This window comes from Pseudomonas sp. PVC-3-1 (genome assembly GCF_057444315.1).
The window spans coordinates 948,423-967,714 of the sequence record NZ_CM172023.1 but is presented as its reverse complement, the minus strand read 5'-3'; the positions used below and the strand labels follow the sequence as shown (position 1 = coordinate 967,714).

The following is a 19,292-nucleotide window of genomic DNA, read 5'->3' as shown; positions in this document are numbered from 1 at the left end:
CTGATGCGGTTCGCGAGCAAGCCCGCTCCTGCAGGCCCGCGCCGACGTGCTCTTCGTAGGAGCGAGCTTGCTCGCGAACCGGCCGAGGCAGCGCTTATGCCGGCGGCTCCCGAAACAGCTTTGTTTCCATACATCAGCGTCGTCTGCTCATAAGCCAGGAATAACTCCCATGCTCGGCCTGCCGACCACCGCCACCGCGCCGTTCTGTCCCTCGGAAGTCAAAGGCAGCATCCAGGTCGCGGCCAGCGCGCCCTTGTGGAAGCGCATCCTGCAGTTCGCCGGCCCCGGCCTGCTGGTCTCCATCGGCTACATGGACCCGGGCAACTGGGCCACCGCCATCGAAGCCGGCTCGGGCTTCGGCTACCAGTTGCTGTTCGTGGTGTTGCTCTCCAGCCTCGCGGGCATGGTCCTGCAGTGCCTGGCAATGCGCCTGGGCATCGTCACCGGGCAGGACCTGGCGCAGCTTTCGCGCAGCCGCTACAGGCTGGGCGGTGCGCGCCTGCAATGGCTGCTGGCAGAACTCTCGATCGTCGCCACGGACCTCGCCGAAGTGCTCGGCTGCGCCCTCGCCTTCCACCTGTTGCTGGGCGTCGACCTGGTCACCGGCGTGATCCTCACCGCCTTCGACACGCTCATCGTGCTTGGCCTGAAGGGCCAGCGCTTCCGCCACCTGGAAGCGATCATGCTCGGCCTGATCATCACCATCAGCGGCTGCTACCTGGTCGAGCTGATCCTCATCAAACCCTACTGGCCCGACGTCGCCGCCGGCTTCCTGCCCAGCTGGGACGCGGTCACCCAGCGCGAGCCGCTGTACCTGGCGATCGGCATCCTCGGCGCCACGGTGATGCCGCACAACCTCTACCTGCACTCTTCCATCGTGCAGACACGGCAGGTCAGCGGCAGCAACGGCAAGGCCGCTGCGATCCGCCTGACGCGCATCGACACCGTGGTCTCGCTGAGCCTCGCGCTGCTGATCAACGCCGCTATCCTGATCCTCGCCGCCGCGGCCTTCCACGAGACCGGCCATACCGGCGTCACCGAAATCCAGGACGCCTACCGCCTGCTCGAACCGCTGGTGGGCACTGGCCTGGCGGCGATCCTGTTTGGTGTTGCGCTGCTCGCCTCCGGGCAGAGTTCGACCTTCACCGGTACCATCGCCGGGCAGGTGATCATGGAAGGCTTCCTGCAGATGAAGATTCCCTGCTGGCAGCGCCGGCTGATCACCCGCGCGCTGGCGTTGATCCCGGCGCTGATCGGCGTGGTGATGCTGGGTGACAAGGCAATCGGCAAGCTGCTGGTGCTCAGCCAGGTGGTGCTCAGCCTGCAACTGCCCTTCGCGCTCTGGCCGCTGATCCGCTTTACCAGCGATCGCGCGCTGATGGGCGAGTTCGTCAACAGCCTGTTCACCCGCGTACTGGCCTGGACCTTGTTCTGCGTCATCAGCGCCGCCAATCTCTGGCTGCTCGCGCAACTGCTGGCTTGACCTGACCGATGGGTTTGAGGCCCATTAGTGCGCTGACATTCAGGACGGATGCCATTCATGTCGAACCAACGGCAATACCCGCGTACCCCGATGAAGTGCCGGATCAGGATCAGCCATCCCGACTTCGGCGACGTGTTCGGCCATACCCGTGATCTCTCCGACGGCGGCGTCTACGTTCGTCACGAAGTGCTCGCCGCATTGCCTGCCGGCACTCGGGTTACCGGCCAGGTGCAGGACATGCCCTTCGATGCACCGATCCTGGAGATGGAAGTGATGCGCACCGACGCCGAGGGCGCGGGATTCCGCTTCGTCGGTAACGCCTGAGCTTTGCTGCACTGCGAACTGCATTCTGTAGGAGCGAGCTTGCTCGCGAACACATCCCGCTGCGGGGGCCGGGTTCGCGAGCAAGCTCGCTCCTACAGGTGAGGAAAAGCCTCCGAATCCATCAATTCGCCTCGTTCACCGCACTCAGGAAAGCCCTTGTCCGTTCATGCTTCGGGTTGCCGAAGAACTGTTGCGGGCTGCCCTGTTCGAGGATATTGCCCTGGTGGAAGAAGCACACCCGATCGGCGAATTCGCGGGCGAAGCCCATCTGGTGGGTGACCATGAGCATGGTCAGGTTGTGCTCGGCGCCGAGCTTGCGCACCACGTTGAGCACCTCGCCGCACAGCTCCGGGTCGAGCGCCGAGGTCACCTCGTCGAACAGCATCACCTTGGGCCGCATCGCCAGTGCGCGGGCGATGGCCACGCGTTGCTGCTGGCCGCCGGAGAGCTGTGAGGGATAGTGGTCGAGCTTGTTGCCCAGGCCGACCATTTCCAGCAGTTCCACCGCGCGTTCGCGGGCTTCATTGCGGCGCATGCCGAGCACCTGCACCGGCGCCTCCATCACATTGCGCAGCGCGCTCATGTGCGGGAACAGGTTGAAGCACTGGAACACCATGCCGATCTTGCTGCGCACCTTGCGCACGTGGCTTTCCGGCGCGCGCACCAGCGAATCGTTGCGCTTGAGGTGGGTCAGCGGTTCGCCATCGACTTCGATCAGGCCGCTGTCGATGGTCTCCAGGGTCATCAGCGCGCGGAGCAGGGTGGACTTGCCCGAGCCGCTGGGGCCGATGATGGCGACCTTCTCGTTGGCGCCCACTTCCAGATTGAGGTCCTTGAGCACGCTGAAACTGCCGTAGCTCTTGCACACGTTGCGGAAGCTGACCATGGGTTGGGCGGTCTCGGCGCGCGCGGCGGGCGCATCCTGGGTGGCCACGCGAGGGGACATCGGCCCAGCAGCTTGCAGGGAGTGAACAGTCATCGGTTTTCCTCCGGAAGAATCAGTCATGGCAGCGCCGTGCGTTTTTCCACCTGGCGCACGACGCTGGCCAGGCTGATGGAGATGAGCAGGAAGAACACCCCGACCAGGGTGATCGGTTCCAGGTAGCGGAAGCTGTCGGAGCCGATGTTCTTCGCCTGCTGCATGATTTCCACCACCGTGATCGCCGAGAGCACCGGGGTGTCCTTGAACATGGCGATCAGGTAGTTGCCCAGTGCTGGCAGCACCGGGCGGATGGCCTGGGGCAGGATCACCTCGCGGTAGGCCTTGAAGGGCGAGAAGTTCAGTGCGGTAACCGCCTCCCACTGCCCGCGCGGCACCGCCTCCAGGCCGGCGCGGTAGACCTCGGCGGTGTAGCAGGCATAGTGCAGGGCGATGCCCAGGGTGCCGGCCACCAGCGCGGTCATGCTCAGCCCGTAGAGCGGCAGCACGTAGAACAGGAAATACACCTGGATCAGCAGCGGCGTGCTGCGGATGAATTCGATCAGCCAGGCCGCCGGCCATGACAGCCACGCGTGCCGGCTGCGCCGGGCGATGGCGAAGAGCAGGCCGAACACCACCGCCAGGGCGAAGCCCACCAGGGTGATGGCAATGGTGCGCAGCGAGGCGTGCAGCAGTTGCGGCAGAATCTGCCAGGCGAAATCCCAGTCGAAGAGTTTCATCACAGGCCTCCGTGGATGCGGCCGTGCCCCAGCCAGCGCTCCAGGCGCCGCATGAGGAAGACGATGACCTGGGCCATGACGAAATACAGCACCAGGGTGAGGGCGAAGATTTTCATGGTCTCGAAGGTCGCCTGGTCCAACTGGCGCGCGCGGAAGGTCAGGTCCGACAGGGTGATCAGCGACACCAGCGAGGTGTTCTTCAGCAACTCGATCAGCAGGTTGGTGCCCGGTGGAATCGCGCAGAGCAGCGCCTGCGGCAGGATGATCCGGCGGAAGCGCGTCAGCGGCGTCATGTTCAGCGCCAGCGCCGCCTCGTATTGCCCCTTGGGTACCGATCCGATGGCGCCGCGCATCACTTCCGCGCCGTAGGCGCCGATGTGCAGGCCCAGGCCGATGATCGCCACGCTGTAGGCGCTCATCTCCAGGTTGAACGGCGGCAGCGGCAGTACGAAGTACAACCAGAACAGCTGCACCAGCAGCGAAGTGCCGCGGAACAGCTCGATGTAGCCGATCGCCAGCCAGCGCACCGCCGGCCACGGTGCGAGCCGGCCAAGCGCGGCGAGAATGGCGGCGGCGACCGCCAGCAGGGAGCCGAAGACAGTCACCTGGACAGTGACCCATGCGCCCTCCAGCAGCAGTGGAAGCAATTCACCCATGATGCGCATCCCGTAACGACAGATTCCACGGAGCGGCCCACCGAGCGCGGCCTAGGGCAGGCGCGCGCCCGTGCCGGTCACTGTTTGCAGAGCTCGGCGGCGGTCTTGTCGGTGACGTTGGACTTGTCGAAGCCGAACGGTTTCACCGTTGCCAGGTGCTCGGCGCCGCCCAGCCAGCCCTTGAGCTGCTGGTTCACCGCGTCGCGCAGGTCTTTGTCTTCCGGGCGGAAGGCCAGGGCGCCGTAGCCGATATGCGAAGGGTCATCCTTGAAGTCGGCGATGGCTTCCACCGAGTCACCGCCCTTGGCGGCCAGGCCCTTCATGGTCAGCGCGGTGCCGACGCTGGCGTCGGCGCGGCCGGCGCGTACGGCCTGCAGCTGCGCGGTGGTGTCGGGCACCTGGACGATCTGCTCTTCCGCCACACCTTCGGCGCGGGCGTAGCCCATCTCGGCGGTGCCGGACATGATCGCCAGCTTCACCTCCGGGTTGTTCTTCACGTCGGCGTAGCTGTGCAGGTTCTTCGGGTTGCCCTTCTTCACCAGCAAGCTGTCGGGAATCTGGTAGTGCGGGTCGGTAAAGATCACCTGCTGGCAACGCGGCGGGGTGATGTACATGCCGGCGGCAATCACATCGAAGCGCCCGGCGCGCAGACCGGGGATCAGCGCGCCCCATTCGGTGAGCACCGGCTCGATCTTTTTCACGCCCATCTTGGTGAAGATCTGCGTGGCGATTTCCGGGGATTCACCGGTGACCTTGCCGGAGGTTTCGGTAAAGGCGAACGGCGCTTCGTTGGCGTAGCCGATGCGCACGGTGCCGCTACTCTTGATGCGTTCCAGGGTGGTTTCGGCATAGCTGCCGGCGCTGGCGACGGCGCAGGCGATGAGGGTACAGGCGAGGCTCAGGCGGCGCAGGAAAACAGGGGCGGTACTCATCTTCGGATCTCCTGATCTTCTCTTGCCGAACGCGGTTGGCGCGCGGCGCTGGATGGCAGGTAGCAATGTCGTACGACTGTTGTTCTTGTAGGTCGGGCCCTGGGGGGCCTTCCGAAGTTCTCTCGGCGCTCTCGCCGGGACGGGCGATCAGCTCGACGCCAGACTAAGGCCGGGCGCCTTGCGGCTCTTACCGATCGACAGCCCCGCGGCGGGAAAAAGCCACCGTCGCGACGAACGCATCCGGCGGTTTTTTCTGCGCGGGCCTGACAATGCGGCCCGGTGTAGCACTCGATGTCTTGTGCCCGAGCATACGCAAGCCACTTCTTTATCAACATTGCACTAGGACAATTGCCGCCGGTGTGCTGGTCGGTCACTCTGCACCCCTGACCAGACGGAGTCTGAAGATGGAAGCCTGGCGTCGTGCGCTGGCCGACCTGAGGGTCGGCGAATCCAAGTACAAGACATTGGTGCAGGCCATTGCCGGCGACATCGAGCAGGGCCGCCTGAGCGACGGCCAGCGCCTGCCGCCGCAGCGCCACGTCGCCGATGGCCTGGGCATCAGCGTGCAGACCGTGACCAACGCCTACAAGGAGCTGGAGCGCCAGGGCCTGGTGCGTTGCGAGGTGGGGCGCGGCAGTTTCGTCTCACGGCGGATGACCGAGGGCATGGCCCACTACATGGTCGATCACCCCGAACGCGCACTGGTGGATTTTTCCATCGCCAGCATCGTCCGCACCCGCGAGCATGACCGCCTGTGGCAGGACACCTGCCGCGCGCTGGCGCAGGAAACCGACCAGCCGTGGATGCGTGCCTGTCGCCCGGTCGCCGGCTTCGACACGCACCGTGACGCCGGTGTGCAGTGGCTGGCGCAGCTCGGCCTGCAGCGCGAGCGCGATGACGTGTTGATCACCAACGGCGCGGCCCACGGCATCTTCCTCGCCCTTGCCTCGCTGGCCGGGCCGGACGACGTGGTGCTCTGCGAACAGCTCACCGACCACGGCGTGATCGGCAATTCCCAGGTGCTCGGCTTTACCCTCAAGGGCGTGGAGATCGACAAGCAGGGCATCGACCCCGAGCACTTCGAAGACCTCTGCGCGAACGAGCGCATCACCGCGCTGGTCTGTACGCCCAACCTGAACAACCCGACCTCCTGCCTGATGCCCGACGCGCGCCGCCGCGAGATCGCCGCCATCGCCCAGCGCTACGGCGTGCACGTGATCGAAGACGACGTCTACGGCCCGCTGCTCGGCGAGCGCCGCCCGCCGCCGCTGAGCCACTACCTGCCGGACCTGTCGTTCTACTGCACCAGCTTCACCAAGAGCGTGCTGACCGGCTTGCGCATTGGTTACCTGGCGATGCCGCGCCGGCTAGCGCTGCGCACCGAGAGCATCCTGCGGGTGAACAGCTGGATGGCCACGCCGCTGCTGGCGGAAGTTGCCTCGCGGTGGATTCGCAACGGCAACGCCCAGGTGCTGATCGGCCTGCAGCGCCAGGTGCTGGAGAAGCGCCAGGGGTTGGTGCGCGAGCATCTGGGCGAGTACCTGCGTGGCTGTGATCCGCATTCATTGAGCGCGTGGATTGGCATTCCGGAACACTGGGAGCTCGACAGCCTGGTGCGCGAGCTGCGCCATCGGCATATCGCCGTGACACCGCCCGATCCCTTCATGGTGCGCGGCACGCCCAGGCCTCGCGCGGTGCGTCTGTGCATGGGCGCGGAATGCAGCGACGAGCGCCTGGGCTCGGCGCTGGAGGACATGCGCGAGCTGTTCGGGCAGTACCCGAAGATCCACGATTTCTAACGCTGAACAGGTGGCTTTTTTGTAGGAGCGAGCTTGCTCGCGAAGCGGACTCCCGGTCGGCTCTGACGTTGGGCGGGTTCGCGAGCAAGCTCGCTCCTACCTGAAACATTCCGCGCGGACCTCAACCCTTTCCCCGCCCTACGAAAGCTCTCGGCTCTTGCGCCCCGACATGCGGAAATCACCGCTGACGACTACATCGTCCTAGTACATTCATCGCGACAATTTCCCACCCCTACACTCGGCCCCACTGCATTCCCCGGAGGCCGAGATGGAGCCGATTCCTTTCGTCGAGCTGTACCGCGCACGCCAGCGCATCCAGGGCCTGGTACGACAGACGCCGCTGGAGCATTCGCCCAGCCTGTCGCGCCTGCTCGGCGCGCCGGTGTACCTGAAGCTCGAATCGCAGCAGATCACCGGCAGTTTCAAGCTGCGCGGCGCCAGCAATGCGATCGCCCAACTCAGCGATGAGCAAAAAGCCAAAGGCGTCGTCGCCGCTTCCACCGGCAACCATGGTCGAGCACTGGCCCATGCCGCGCGCATGCTCGGCGTGCACGCCACCATCTGCCTGTCGCAACGGGTGCCGGCGAACAAGGTCCAGGCGATCCGCGAACTGGGCGCCGAAGTGCGCATCGTCGGCCACAGCCAGGACGACGCCCAGGCGGAAGCTGAACGCATTGCGCGCGAGCAGGGTGCCGCGCTGCTACCGCCCTTCGATCACCCGCAGATCATCGCCGGCCAGGGCACCCTCGGCCTGGAAATCCTCGAACAGCTGCCGGACGTCCGCCAGGTCCTGGTCCCGCTCTCCGGCGGCGGCCTGTTCAGCGGCGTGGCGCTGGCACTCAAGCACGTCGACCCGAGCATCCGCCTGCACGGCATCAGCATGCAGCGCGGCGCCGCCATGGCCGCCAGCCTCGCTGCCGGCCGCCCGGTGGAAGTGGAAGAACTGCCGACCCTGGCCGATTCCCTCGGCGGCGGCATCGGCCTGGATAACCGCTACACCTTCGCCCTGGCCCGCGACTACTGCGACCAACTGCATCTGCTCGACGAGCACTCCATCGCCGCCGGCATCCGCCATGCCTACCGCGAGGAACGGCAGGTGGTGGAGGGCGCCGGCGCCGTTGGCATCGCCGCGCTGCTGGACGGCCTGATCGCTCCCGTCGGCCCGGTAGTCGTGGTGGTCAGCGGCCGCAACATCGCCATCGAACAACACCAACAAGTCCTTGAGGAAATCGCCCATGGCTGATGTCACCCTGCTCAGCGAAGCTGACCTGCGCGCCTGCGTGGCGATAGACCGGGAGAGCCTCGACGCCGTCGAACAGGCCTTCCGCCTGCTGGCCACCGCGCCGGTGGCGATGCCGCCGATCCTTCGCCTGGACGTGCCTGAGCACAACGGTGAGGTGGACGTGAAGACCGCCTACCTGCCCGGCCTGCCGCGCTTCGCCATCAAGGTCAGCCCCGGCTTCTTCGACAACCCCAAGCTCGGCCTGCCCAGCCTCAACGGCATGATGATGCTGCTCTCCTCGAAAACCGGACTGCTCGATGCGCTGCTGCTGGACAACGGTTACCTCACCGCCGTGCGCACCGCCTGCGCTGGTGCGGTGGCCGCCAAGTGGCTGGCCCGCGAGGATTCGCGCCAGGTCGCGTTGATCGGCGCCGGCGAACAGGCGCGTTTGCAACTCAAGGCGCTGTGCCTGGTGCGCCCCGTCGAAGGCGCCAGCGTCTGGGCGCGGGACATCGCCAAGGCGCGGCAATGCGCGCAAGAGCTGAGCGGCAGCCTGGGCATTGCGGTCACGCCTTGCGCCAGCGTCGATGAAGCGCTGGAAGGCGCCGACATCGTCATCACCACCACGCCCAGCCGCGAACCGCTGATCCAGAAAAAACACCTGCGCCCCGGCCTGCATATCACCGCCATGGGCTCGGACGCCGAGCACAAGAACGAGATCGCCGCCCAAGCGCTGGCCGCCGTCGACCACTACGTCGCCGACCGCCTCAGCCAGACCCTGGTGCTGGGCGAACTGCACCACGCGGTGGCGGCCGGCAACGTCAGCCTCGATGCCGATTTCGCCGAACTGGGCCAGGTCATCGCCGGGCTGCGCCAGGGCCGCGAGCGCGCCGAGGACATCACCCTCTGCGATCTCACCGGCACCGGCGCGCAGGACACCGCCATCGCCGGCCTGGCCTTCCAGCGGGCGCAGCGGATGGGCAAGGGGTTCCGCTTCAGCAGCTGAAAAATTCGTCCCGCTTCGCGGGAAGAGCCGGGAAACACCTGTAGGAGCGAGCTTGCTCGCGAACAGATTTCCGGCAGCGCCTGCGCTGGGCGGGTTCGCGAGCAAGAACTAGGCGTCCCCCTCGCTCCTACAAAAAACAAAAACCGAAAGAGGATTTCCACATGTCCGAAATCGTCGTCAACCTCCCCTTCAGCCGGGAGGAATACGCCCAGCGGATCGCCAAGGTCCGCGCCAGCATGCACCAGCGCGGCATCGAACTGCTGCTGGTTACCGATCCGTCGAACATGGCCTGGCTGACCGGCTACGACGGCTGGTCCTTCTACGTGCACCAGTGCGTGCTGCTGGCGCTGGACGGCGAGCCGGTCTGGTTCGGCCGTGGCCAGGACGCCAATGGCGCGCGGCGCACCGTGTTCATGCAGGCGGACAATATCGTCGGCTACCCGGACCATTATGTGCAGTCCACCGAGCGCCACCCGATGGACTACCTGTCCCGCGAGGTCATCGCCGCGCGCGGCTGGGCAAGCAAGACCATCGGCGTGGAAATGGACAATTACTACTTCAGCGCCGCCGCCTTCCGTTCGCTGCAGGCGAACCTGCCGAACGCCAAATTCATCGACGCCACCGCGCTGGTGAACTGGCAGCGCGCGGTCAAATCGCCGCGCGAGATCGAATACATGCGCGTCGCCGCGCGCATCGTCGAGAAGATGCACGCGCACATCGTCGAGCGCATCGAACCGGGCATGCGCAAGAACGAGCTGGTCGCCGAGATCTACAGCACCGGCATCCTCGGTGCCGACGGCCTCGGCGGCGACTACCCGGCGATCGTCCCGCTGCTGCCCACCGGCGCCGACGCCAGCGCGCCGCACCTGACCTGGGACGACACGCCCTTCGAGCGCGGCGCCGGCACCTTCTTCGAGATCGCCGGCTGCTACAAGCGCTACCACTGTCCGCTGTCGCGCACCGTCTTTCTCGGCAAGCCGCCACAGCATTTCCTCGACGCGGAGAAAGCCGTGGTCGAAGGCATCGCTGCCGGCCTCGACGCGGCGAAGCCGGGCAATACCACTGGCGATATCGCCCGTGCCTTCTTCGGGGTGCTGGAGAAGTTCGGCATCCACAAGGACAGCCGCTGCGGCTACCCCATCGGCATCAGCTACCCGCCGGATTGGGGCGAACGCACCATGAGCCTGCGCCCTAGCGACAACAGCGTGCTGCAGCCGGGAATGACCTTCCACTTCATGCCCGGACTGTGGATGGACGACTGGGGCCTGGAGATCACCGAAAGCATCCTTATCACCGAGCGCGGCGTAGAGACTTTCTGCGACTACCCGCGCCAGCTCTTCGTGAAGGAGTGAGGCGATGACACAGGCCTCCGACAGACATCTGCGTGAAAACCCGATCAGCGCCAGCGTCGATTTCCAACGCGACGGCGTGCAGCACGGGCACCTCAAGCTGCCCTACTCGCGGGACGACTCGGCCTGGGGCGCGGTGATGATCCCGATCTGCGTGGTGAGGAACGGCGACGGCCCCACCGCGCTGCTCACTGGCGGCAACCATGGCGACGAGTACGAAGGCCCGGTGGCGCTCAGCCGCCTGGCCCAGGAGCTGCGCGCCGAGGACGTGCGCGGCCGGGTGATCATCGTGCCGTTCATGAACACCCCGGCGTTCCACGCCGGCAAACGCACGTCGCCCATCGATGCCGGCAACCTCAACCGCAGCTTCCCCGGCCGCCCCGATGGCACGGTGACGCAGAAGATTGCCGACTACTTTCAGCGCACCCTGTTGCCGCTGGCGGACGTGGTGCTGGATATCCATTCCGGCGGACGCACCCTCGACTTCCTGCCCTTCGCCGCCTGCCACCTGCTGCCGGACAAGGCCCAGCAGGAAGCCAGCGAGGCGCTGATGCGCGCCTTCGCCGCGCCCTACGCCATGCGCATGCTGGAGCTGGACGCGGTGGGCATGTACGACAGCGCCGCCGAGGAGCAGGGCAAGCTGTTCGTCACCACCGAACTGGGCGGCGGAGGCAGCAGCACGGCGCGCACCGTGGCCATTGCCCGGCGTGGCGTGCGCAACCTGCTGGTGCAGGCCGGCATCCTGCGCGGTGAAATCGAGCCGGCGAAGTCGGTGATGCTCGACATGCCCGATGGTGACTGCTTCGTCGCCAGCGAACATGGCGGTCTGCTGGAAATGTGCCGCGACCTGGGTGACAGGGTTGAGCGTGGCGAGGTGCTGGCGCGGGTGCACGACATGCTGCGCACCGGCGCAGCTCCGGTGGAATACCGCGCCAAGCGCAGCGGCATCCTCGCTGCGCGGCATTTCCCCGGCCTGGTGCAGAGCGGCGATACCCTCGCCGTGGTCGCCGAGGTACTGAACTGAACGGGAGCCCGTCATGATCAAGCTCGACCGCTACGACCTGAAAATCCTGCGCATCCTCGCCGGCGATGGGCGCATCACCAAGTCGAGCCTGGCCGAGGCGATCAACCTCTCGGTCAGCCCGGCCTGGGAGCGCGTGCGCAAGCTGGAGGAAGCCGGGCTGATCAAGGGCTACCGCGCGCAGATCGATTGGTCGGCGCTGTTCAAACAGCAGCAGGTGCTGGTGGAAATCACCCTGGCGCGGCACACCGCGCAGGACATGAAACGCTTCGAGCAGCGCCTGCAGCAGTCGCCGGAGGTCGGTTTCTGCTACGCCACCGGCGGCGGAGTGGACTACATCGCGATGATCCAGGCGCGCGACATCGACCACTACCAGCGCTTCATCGACCAGTTGCTGCTGGAGGATGTAGGGATCGAGCGGTATTTCACCTACATCGTCACCAAGGTGATCAAGACGCTGGATGCGGCAATTCCCGCCGAGGCGCTGGAGTCAGGCTCTGCGTAGGAGCGGACTCTGTCCGCGATGTGCAACCGGGTTGCTCGGAGTGGTGGGAAATCGATCGCGGACGAAGTCCGCTCCTACGAATCCGCATGCCCTCGCAGCTGCACAAAAATTGCGCAATAAAACCTGACTTCCGGGTCCGGATCGTATACAATGCGCGCCGCTCGGCATGGTGCCGGGCATGGGTTCCCTCACCCCATCGACGAAAAAGGCCCAAGCATGTCGGCATCCCTTCCGGCGGCTCGGCGCGGCGCACTCGCCGGCCTGGTCGCGTTCCACATCCTGATCATCATCGCCAGCAACTACCTGGTGCAGCTGCCCATGACCCTGTTTGGCTGGCACACCACCTGGGGCGCGTTCAGCTTCCCGTTCATCTTCCTGGCTACCGACCTCACCGTCCGCCTGCTCGGCAAGCGCCCGGCGCGGCTGGTCATCGCACGGGTGATGATCCCGGCACTGCTGGCTTCCTACGTGATCTCGGTGATTTTCCAGGAAGGTGCCTTCAGAGGCCTCGCTTCCCTGGGCGAATTCAACACGTTCGTCGCACGGATATCCCTGGCCAGCTTCCTGGCCTATGTGTTCGGCCAGATTCTCGACATCCAGGTCTTCGACCGCCTGCGCCGCATGCGCCAGTGGTGGATCGCCCCGGTGGTTTCGACCCTGTTCGGCAACCTGCTGGACACCTTCACCTTCTTCTCCATCGCCTTCTGGCACAGCGACAACCCCTTCATGGCTGAGCACTGGGTGGAGATCGCCTGGGTCGACTACGGCGTGAAGCTGGCGGTCATGCTGATGCTCTTCGTGCCGCTCTACGGCATGCTGCTCAGCGCCATTACCCGCAATCTGCGGCGCCAACCCGCGGCCATCTGAGCCCACCCGAAAAAGCCCAACAGCGGCGGCAGAACTGCAAAAAGATTTGCCGCCGCCATCCCCCGCTTAGGAAAAAGCCGCGCGCCCGCGGCCCCTAGGATGGTTCCCATGCCATCCGCCAAGGAGCCGCCGCCATGTCTTACGTCCATCCCCTGCTGTTCAAGTCGCTCTGCTACGTGAACGGCCATTGGCTGCACAGCGCCAGCGGCGCCAGTATCGCCGTCGACAACCCCGCCACCCGCGAAGCCATCGGCCATGTGCCCCTGCTCGATCGCGAGCAGATCGTCGGCGCTGTCGATGCCGCCGCCGCCGCCTTTCCCGCCTGGCGTGCACGCAGCCTGGATGACCGTGGCGCGCTGCTGCGCCGCTGGGCCGAGCTGATCCGCCAGCACCGCGATGACCTGGCGCAGATTCTCAGCCTGGAGCAGGGCAAACCGCTGGCCGAAGCCCTTGGCGAGATCGACTACGCTGCCAGCTTCATCCCCTGGTTCGCCGAGGAAGCGCGCCGCCTGAACGGCCGCAACATCCCCAGCCACATCCCCAACGCGCACCTGGGCACGGTGGTCGAGCCGGTGGGTGTCGCCGCGCTGCTCACGCCGTGGAACTTCCCCTCGGCAATGATCACCCGCAAGGCCGCCGCCGCCCTTGCTGCCGGCTGCAGCGTGGTGGTCAAGCCGGCCCACGAAACGCCCTACTCCGCCTTCGCCCTCGCGCAACTGGCCGAAGAAGCCGGCTTCCCCGCCGGCGTGTTCAACGTGGTACTGGGCGAGCCGCAGATGGCCATGGAAACCCTGGTGGGCGATAGCCGCGTGCGCGCCGTGAGCTTCACCGGCTCGACCCGCGTGGGGAAGCTCGTTCTGCAAGCGGCTGCTCAGGACGTAAAAAAAGTCGCCCTCGAGCTGGGCGGCAACGCGCCCTTCATCGTGCTGCCCGACGCCGATCTGGAACAGGCGGTGAAGTTCGCCATCGACGCCAAGTTCCAGACCTCCGGGCAGGACTGCTGCGCGGCCAACCGCATCCTGGTCGCCCGCGAACTCTATGAACCTTTCCTGCAGCGCTTTGCCCGCGCCGTGCGTGAACTGCGCGTCGGCCCGGCCAGCGACTCGCGCAGCCAGATCGGCCCGCTGATGCACCAGGGCGCCTTCGATATCACCTGCGAGCGTGTACAGGACGCCATCGACCAGGGCGCCCGGCTGCTCGCCGGCGGCGAACCCCATGCGCTGGGCGGCTGGTTCCATCAGCCGACCGTGCTGGCCGACGTCACCCCGCAGATGCGCATCTGGCGCGAGGAAAACTTCGCGCCGATTGCCGGCGTCAGCGCGTATGACGATCTGGACGAAGCCGTCCGGCAGGCCAACGACACCGAGTACGGCCTGGCCGCCTACCTTTGTGGGCAACGCCTGGATCACATCTGGCCGCTGATGCGGCGCCTGGAGTTCGCCATGGTGGCGGTCAACGGCGCCAAGTTCACCGGCCACCCCATTCCCTTCGGCGGCATGAAGGCCTCTGGCCTGGGCCGTGAAGGCGGCAGCGAAGGCTTCGAGCCCTTCGTCGAAACCAAATACTTCGCCCTGCACCACGGCGCCATCTGACCGGGAGAACACTGCCATGACCGACTACGCCAAGCTTTTCGAAGACGACCGCGCGCACTTCATGCACCCTTCGACCCACGCCCACGATCACGCCAGCGGCGCGCTGCCGGGGCGGATCATCACCGGTGCTTCAGGGGTGCGCATCCGCGACCATCAGGGCCGCGAACTGCTCGATGCCTTCGCCGGCCTGTATTGCGTGAACATCGGCTACGGCCGCACCGAAGTCGCCGACGCGATCCATGCACAGGCCACGCAGCTGGCCTACTACCACACCTATGTGGGGCACTCTTCCGAGGCGATCGTCGAGCTGTCCGCGCGGATCATCCGTGACTGGGCGCCGGCCGGCATGAAGAAGGTCTACTACGGCCTCTCCGGCTCCGACGCCAATGAAACCCAGGTCAAGCTGGTGCGCTACTACAACAACGTGCTGGGCCGGCCGCAGAAGAAAAAGATCATCTCCCGCCAGCGCGGCTACCACGGCTCGGGGATCGTCACCGGCAGCCTCACGGGGCTGGCGAGCTTCCACCAGCACTTCGACCTGCCGGTGGAAGGTGTGAAGCACACCCTCTGCCCACACTTCTACAAGGCGCCGGCCGGCATGGACGAGGCGACCTTCGTGCGCCACTGCGCACAAGAACTGGAAAACCTGATCCTCGCCGAAGGTCCGGACAGCGTGGCCGCCTTCATCGGCGAGCCGGTGATGGGCACCGGAGGCATCATCGTTCCGCCCAAGGGCTACTGGGAGGCGATCCAGGCGGTGCTGGCGAAGTACGACGTGCTGCTGATCGCCGACGAAGTGGTCTGCGCCTTCGGCCGCGTCGGCGACAAGATGGGCTGCCAGCGCTATGGCATGCGTCCGGATCTGATCACCACGGCCAAGGGCCTGACCAGCGCCTACGCGCCGCTCTCGGCGGTGATCGTCGGCGAAAAGGTGTGGGACGTGATCGACAGCGCGTCGACCCGCGAAGGCGCCATGGGCCATGGCTGGACCTACTCCGGCCACCCGATCTGCGCGGCAGCGGCGCTGGCCAACCTGAACATCCTCGAACGGGAGAACATCACCGCCAATGCGGCGGAGGTCGGCGGCTACCTCAACCAGCAGCTGCGCCAGACTTTCGAGGGCCATTCGCTGGTGGGCGAAGTGCGTGGCGACGGCATGCTGGCGGCGCTGGAGTTCATGGCCGATCGCGAGGCGCGCACGCCGTTCGACCCGGCGCTGAAAGTCGGCCCGAAGGTCTCGGCGGCCTGCCTGGAGCGCGGCATGATCGCCCGCGCCATGCCCCATGGCGACATTCTCGGCTTCGCCCCGCCGCTGGTGCTGACCCGCGCCGAGGCGGACGAGATCGTCGGCATCGCCAAGGATGCGGTTGATGCGGTGGCCGCGCAGATTCTGTAACGGTTGGCGTAGGAGCGGACTCTGTCCGCGATCGTTTCCCGACCGCTCCGAACTGGCCGGTGGCACATCGCGGACGGAGTCCGCTCCTACCCATCCGGTGGCTTCTGTCTCAAGATGACCAAGGGCGCTTAGGCGCCCTTGGTCTTGTCCAGCTTGCGCAGGAACACCGTCATTTCCTTCTCCGCCTGCTTGTCGCCGTGGGCCTGCGCGGCGGCCAGGCCGTCGGTCCAGGCGGTGCGGGCGCCTTCGAGGTCACCTTCGGCCTGCAGTGCCTTGCCCAGCAGCTTCCAGGCGGCGGAGTACTTGGGATCCTGTTCCACGCAGCGGCGCAGGTGTTCGGCGGCTTTGGCAGCCTCCCCGGCATCGAGATAGCCGTTGCCCAGGCCGAAGCGCAGCAGCGAGTTGTCCACGCCCTTGGCGAGCATCTTTTCCAGCGAATCGATCATGGCGAGCCTCCATCAGCAGGCCGCCATTCTGCCTCAAGACGGCCGCTTCAAGTGCGCCAGAAGGCGGGCGTCAGCAGGATCAGCAGGGAGAACACTTCCAGCCGCCCGAGCACCATCGCCAGGCTCAGCACCAGCTTGGCGCTGGCCGGCAGGTTGCCGTAGTGCGCGGCAGCATCGCCCAGTGCCGGGCCCAGGTTGTTCAGGCAGGAGGCGAGCGTGGAGAAGGCGGTGAGCTGGTCCACCCCCAGCGCCAGCAGCACCAGCATCAGGGTCACGAAGGTCAGCAGGTAGATCGAGAAGAACGCCCATACCGATTCCACCACGCGGTCGGAGACGGTGCGCCGTCCGAGCTTCACCAGGAATACTCCATTGGGGTGCAACAGCCGCAGGAATTCGCGCATGCCCTGGCGGTACACCAGCAGCATGCGCATCACCTTCATGCCGCCGCCGGTGGAGCCGGCGCAGGCGCCGATGAAGGTGCTGTAGAGCAGCAGGTAAGGCAGCAGGGTTGGCCAGGTGCTGAAGTCGGCGAGGCCGAAGCCGGTGGTGGTCGCCACCGAGATCACCATGAACGCCGCGTAGCGGATGGCTTGCAATGGTGACTCATAGTGGTGCTTGAGGATCAGCGTGGTCGCGGTGATCAGGAACAGCATCAGCAGAATGCCCAGGTATGCCCGGCATTCCGGGTCCTTCAGGTAGTGGCTGATCTTGCGCTGGCGCCAGGCAAGGAAGTGCAGGCTGAAGTTGATCCCGGAAATCACCAGGAAGGTCATGCAGATCAGCTCGATCAACGGGCTGTCGAAGTAGCCGATGCTGGCGTCGTGGGTGGAAAAGCCGCCGATGGCGATGGTGGAGAAGCTGTGGCCGATGGCGTCGAAGGCATTCATCCCCGCCGCCCAGTGCGCCAGCGCGCAGGCGGCGGTCAGGCCGCAGTAGAGGAACCAGAGCGTCTTGGCGGTATCGGCAATCCGCGGCGAGAGCTTGTGATCCTTCAGCGGGCCGGGCATTTCTGCGCGATACAGCTGCATGCCGCCGATGCCCAGCATCGGCATCACCGCCACTGCCAGCACCACGATGCCCATGCCGCCCAGCCACTGCAGTTGCTGACGGTAGTAGAGGATCGCGTGGGGCAGCGCATCGAGCCCGGTAAGCACGGTGGCGCCAGTAGTGCTGAGGCCGGAGAAGGACTCGAACAGCGAATCGACCACGCCCATGTGCGGCGCGTCCGACAGGGCAAAGGGCAGCGCGCCGAAAGAGCCCAGCACGATCCAGAACAGCGCCGTCACCAGGTAGCCGTCGCGGATGCGCAGATCCTGCTTGTGCTGGCGGCACGGCCACCAGATGGCGAAGCCGGTCAGCAGCGTGACCAGGAACGACAGCGCGAAGGGCTGCCAGGAGCGCTCGGCGTAATGAAGGTCCACGAGCAGGGGTGGCAGGTGCGTGGCGCTGAACAGCATCAGCAGCACGCCGAGGATTCGACCGATGGAGGAGTAGCGCATGACCGAAGGAAGGCCGGCTGGAACAGGTCGCGCAGGGTGCCAGGGGCGGCTGGTTGGCGCAGTAGGACCTGTCTGAATCTGCCTCGGAATCAGCTATCAGGGCCGCCAAGCGGCGGCCCTGAGGTCAATCAGAAGAAGGTCAGACCCGCCTGGAACAGTCGCTCGACGTCACGGATGCGTTTCTTGTCGACCACGAAGAGGATCACGTGGTCGCCGGACTCGATCTGCGTCTCGCCGTGGGCGATCAGCACGTCGTCGTCGCGGATCACCGCGCCGATGGTGGTGCCCGGCGGCAGCTGGACTTCGTTGATCTTGCGGCCGATCACCTTGCTCGACTTGGCGTCGCCATGGGCGACCACCTCGATGGCCTCGGCGGCGCCGCGGCGCAGGGAGTGAACGCTCTCGATGTCGCCACGCCGGACGTGGGTCAGCAGCGTACCGATGGTCGCCAGCTGCGGGCTGATGGCGATGTCGATCTCGCCGCCCTGCACCAGGTCGACGTAGGCGGGGTTGTTGATCAGCGTCATCACCTTGCGCGCGCCCAGGCGTTTGGCGAGCAGCGAGGACATGATGTTGGCCTCGTCGTCGTTGGTCAGGGCCAGGAACAGGTCGGTTTCGCCGATGTTCTCCTCCAGCAGCAGGTCGCGGTCGGAGGCGCTGCCTTGCAGTACGATGGCGCTGTCGAGGTTGTCCGAGAGGTGCCGGCAGCGTGCCGGGTTCATCTCGATGATCTTCACCTGGTAGCGGTTCTCGATGGCCTCAGCCAGGCGCTCGCCGATGTTGCCGCCGCCGGCGATGATGATGCGTTTGTAGCTGTCCTCCAGCCGGCGCATCTCGCCCATCACCGCGCGGATGTGGGCCTTGGCGGCGATGAAGAACACCTCGTCGTCCGCTTCGATCACCGTGTCGCCCTGAGGGATGATCGGCCGGTTGCGGCGGTAGATGGCCGCCACGCGGGTATCGGCGTTGGGCATGTGCTCGCGCAGCTGGCGCAGCTCCTGGCCCACCAGCGGGCCGCCGTAGTAGGCACGGATGCCCACCAGCTGCGCCTTGCCCTCGGCGAAGTCGATCACCTGCAGGGCACCGGGATACTCCACCAGGCGCTTGATGTAGTTGGTCACCACCTGCTCGGGGCTGATCAGCACGTCGACCGGAATGGCTTCGTTGTCGAACAGACCGGCACGGGTCAGGTACGCCGCCTCGCGCACGCGGGCGATGCGCGTCGGAGTGTTGAACAGGGTGTAGGCGACCTGGCAGGCCACCATGTTCACCTCGTCGCTGTTGGTCACCGCCACCAGCATGTCGGCGTCGTCGGCGCCGGCCTGGCGCAACACAGTGGGGAACGAGGCCTTGCCGTGAACGGTTCGGATGTCCAGGCGGTCGTTGAGGTCGCGCAGGCGTTCGCCGTCGGTGTCGACCACGGTGATGTCGTTGGCTTCGCTGGCCAGATGCTCGGCCAGAGTGCCGCCGACCTGGCCGGCACCGAGGATGATGATCTTCATGGAGCGGGGTGCTTTCCGTTTCGATCCGTTGGGA

18 protein-coding genes are annotated in these 19,292 nt (G+C 66.0%); 11 read left to right on the top strand and 7 right to left on the bottom strand.

Going from position 1 to position 19,292, the window contains the following annotated elements:
- Positions 1 to 169: 169 nt before the first annotated feature.
- Both AC2T4A_RS04660 and AC2T4A_RS04655 read left to right on the top strand, forming a co-directional pair.
- Complete coding sequence (locus AC2T4A_RS04660; protein ID WP_486742825.1) at positions 170 to 1,483, top strand: Nramp family divalent metal transporter; 1,314 nt, start codon at positions 170 to 172, stop codon at positions 1,481 to 1,483.
- A gap of 57 nt (positions 1,484 to 1,540) precedes the next feature.
- On the top strand, positions 1,541 to 1,807 hold the full coding sequence (locus tag AC2T4A_RS04655; protein ID WP_416744117.1) for a PilZ domain-containing protein: 267 nt from the start codon (positions 1,541 to 1,543) through the stop codon (positions 1,805 to 1,807).
- Between the two features lie 121 nt (positions 1,808 to 1,928).
- On the opposite strand, the gene ehuA is transcribed toward AC2T4A_RS04655, so the two are convergent.
- The 4 genes from ehuA to ehuB all read right to left on the bottom strand — a co-directional run bounded on the left by ehuA (position 1,929) and on the right by ehuB (position 5,054).
- On the bottom strand, positions 1,929 to 2,753 hold the full coding sequence (gene ehuA / locus AC2T4A_RS04650) for an ectoine/hydroxyectoine ABC transporter ATP-binding protein EhuA (protein WP_416744386.1): 825 nt from the start codon (positions 2,751 to 2,753) through the stop codon (positions 1,929 to 1,931).
- Positions 2,754 to 2,809: 56 nt separating this feature from the next.
- The gene (gene ehuD / locus AC2T4A_RS04645) at positions 2,810 to 3,466 is read right to left on the bottom strand and encodes an ectoine/hydroxyectoine ABC transporter permease subunit EhuD (protein WP_024765019.1); all 657 of its coding nucleotides are present in this window, start codon (positions 3,464 to 3,466) and stop codon (positions 2,810 to 2,812) included.
- On the bottom strand, positions 3,466 to 4,122 hold the full coding sequence (gene ehuC / locus AC2T4A_RS04640; protein WP_478376931.1) for an ectoine/hydroxyectoine ABC transporter permease subunit EhuC: 657 nt from the start codon (positions 4,120 to 4,122) through the stop codon (positions 3,466 to 3,468). The genes ehuD and ehuC overlap by 1 nt, the downstream gene beginning before the upstream one ends.
- A gap of 77 nt (positions 4,123 to 4,199) precedes the next feature.
- Positions 4,200 to 5,054 carry an ectoine/hydroxyectoine ABC transporter substrate-binding protein EhuB gene (ehuB, locus tag AC2T4A_RS04635; protein WP_416744113.1) on the bottom strand — a complete coding sequence of 285 codons (855 nt, stop codon included), beginning with the start codon at positions 5,052 to 5,054 and terminating at the stop codon, positions 4,200 to 4,202.
- Positions 5,055 to 5,458: 404 nt separating this feature from the next.
- Here ehuB and ehuR point away from each other — a divergent pair, with 404 nt between their 5' ends.
- The 9 genes from ehuR to AC2T4A_RS04590 all read left to right on the top strand — a co-directional run bounded on the left by ehuR (position 5,459) and on the right by AC2T4A_RS04590 (position 15,811).
- Positions 5,459 to 6,853: a MocR-like ectoine utilization transcription factor EhuR gene (gene ehuR, locus AC2T4A_RS04630; RefSeq protein ID WP_486742824.1), complete on the top strand. Its 1,395-nt coding sequence runs from the start codon at positions 5,459 to 5,461 to the stop codon at positions 6,851 to 6,853.
- Positions 6,854 to 7,121: 268 nt separating this feature from the next.
- The gene (eutB, locus tag AC2T4A_RS04625) at positions 7,122 to 8,096 is read left to right on the top strand and encodes a hydroxyectoine utilization dehydratase EutB (RefSeq protein WP_486742823.1); all 975 of its coding nucleotides are present in this window, start codon (positions 7,122 to 7,124) and stop codon (positions 8,094 to 8,096) included.
- Entirely contained in the window at positions 8,089 to 9,081 is a 993-nt protein-coding gene (locus tag AC2T4A_RS04620; RefSeq protein ID WP_416744108.1) for a cyclodeaminase, read from the top strand. Before eutB ends, AC2T4A_RS04620 begins: the two co-directional genes overlap by 8 nt.
- A 161-nt stretch (positions 9,082 to 9,242) precedes the next feature.
- The gene (gene doeA, locus AC2T4A_RS04615) at positions 9,243 to 10,433 is read left to right on the top strand and encodes an ectoine hydrolase DoeA (protein ID WP_486742822.1); all 1,191 of its coding nucleotides are present in this window, start codon (positions 9,243 to 9,245) and stop codon (positions 10,431 to 10,433) included.
- A 4-nt stretch (positions 10,434 to 10,437) separates the two neighbouring features.
- Positions 10,438 to 11,454, top strand: coding sequence for a N(2)-acetyl-L-2,4-diaminobutanoate deacetylase DoeB (gene doeB / locus AC2T4A_RS04610; RefSeq protein WP_486742821.1), 1,017 nt, complete (start codon positions 10,438 to 10,440; stop codon positions 11,452 to 11,454).
- Between the two features lie 13 nt (positions 11,455 to 11,467).
- Complete coding sequence (locus AC2T4A_RS04605; RefSeq protein ID WP_478376926.1) at positions 11,468 to 11,956, top strand: Lrp/AsnC family transcriptional regulator; 489 nt, start codon at positions 11,468 to 11,470, stop codon at positions 11,954 to 11,956.
- A gap of 216 nt (positions 11,957 to 12,172) precedes the next feature.
- A complete protein-coding gene (locus AC2T4A_RS04600; protein ID WP_416744101.1) occupies positions 12,173 to 12,823 on the top strand; it encodes a 7-cyano-7-deazaguanine/7-aminomethyl-7-deazaguanine transporter in 651 nt (216 codons plus the stop codon).
- A gap of 134 nt (positions 12,824 to 12,957) precedes the next feature.
- Entirely contained in the window at positions 12,958 to 14,415 is a 1,458-nt protein-coding gene (locus tag AC2T4A_RS04595) for an NAD-dependent succinate-semialdehyde dehydrogenase (protein WP_486742820.1), read from the top strand.
- A 16-nt stretch (positions 14,416 to 14,431) separates the two neighbouring features.
- The gene (locus tag AC2T4A_RS04590) at positions 14,432 to 15,811 is read left to right on the top strand and encodes an aminotransferase (protein WP_486742819.1); all 1,380 of its coding nucleotides are present in this window, start codon (positions 14,432 to 14,434) and stop codon (positions 15,809 to 15,811) included.
- 128 nt (positions 15,812 to 15,939) lie between these two features.
- Here AC2T4A_RS04590 and AC2T4A_RS04585 read toward each other — a convergent pair whose 3' ends face one another.
- The 3 genes from AC2T4A_RS04585 to trkA form a co-directional block, all read right to left on the bottom strand.
- The gene (locus tag AC2T4A_RS04585; protein ID WP_486742818.1) at positions 15,940 to 16,257 is read right to left on the bottom strand and encodes a tetratricopeptide repeat protein; all 318 of its coding nucleotides are present in this window, start codon (positions 16,255 to 16,257) and stop codon (positions 15,940 to 15,942) included.
- A gap of 47 nt (positions 16,258 to 16,304) precedes the next feature.
- Positions 16,305 to 17,756 carry a TrkH family potassium uptake protein gene (locus AC2T4A_RS04580; protein WP_486742817.1) on the bottom strand — a complete coding sequence of 484 codons (1,452 nt, stop codon included), beginning with the start codon at positions 17,754 to 17,756 and terminating at the stop codon, positions 16,305 to 16,307.
- 128 nt (positions 17,757 to 17,884) lie between these two features.
- On the bottom strand, positions 17,885 to 19,258 hold the full coding sequence (trkA, locus tag AC2T4A_RS04575) for a Trk system potassium transporter TrkA (RefSeq protein ID WP_205338353.1): 1,374 nt from the start codon (positions 19,256 to 19,258) through the stop codon (positions 17,885 to 17,887).
- Positions 19,259 to 19,292: the final 34 nt, after the last annotated feature.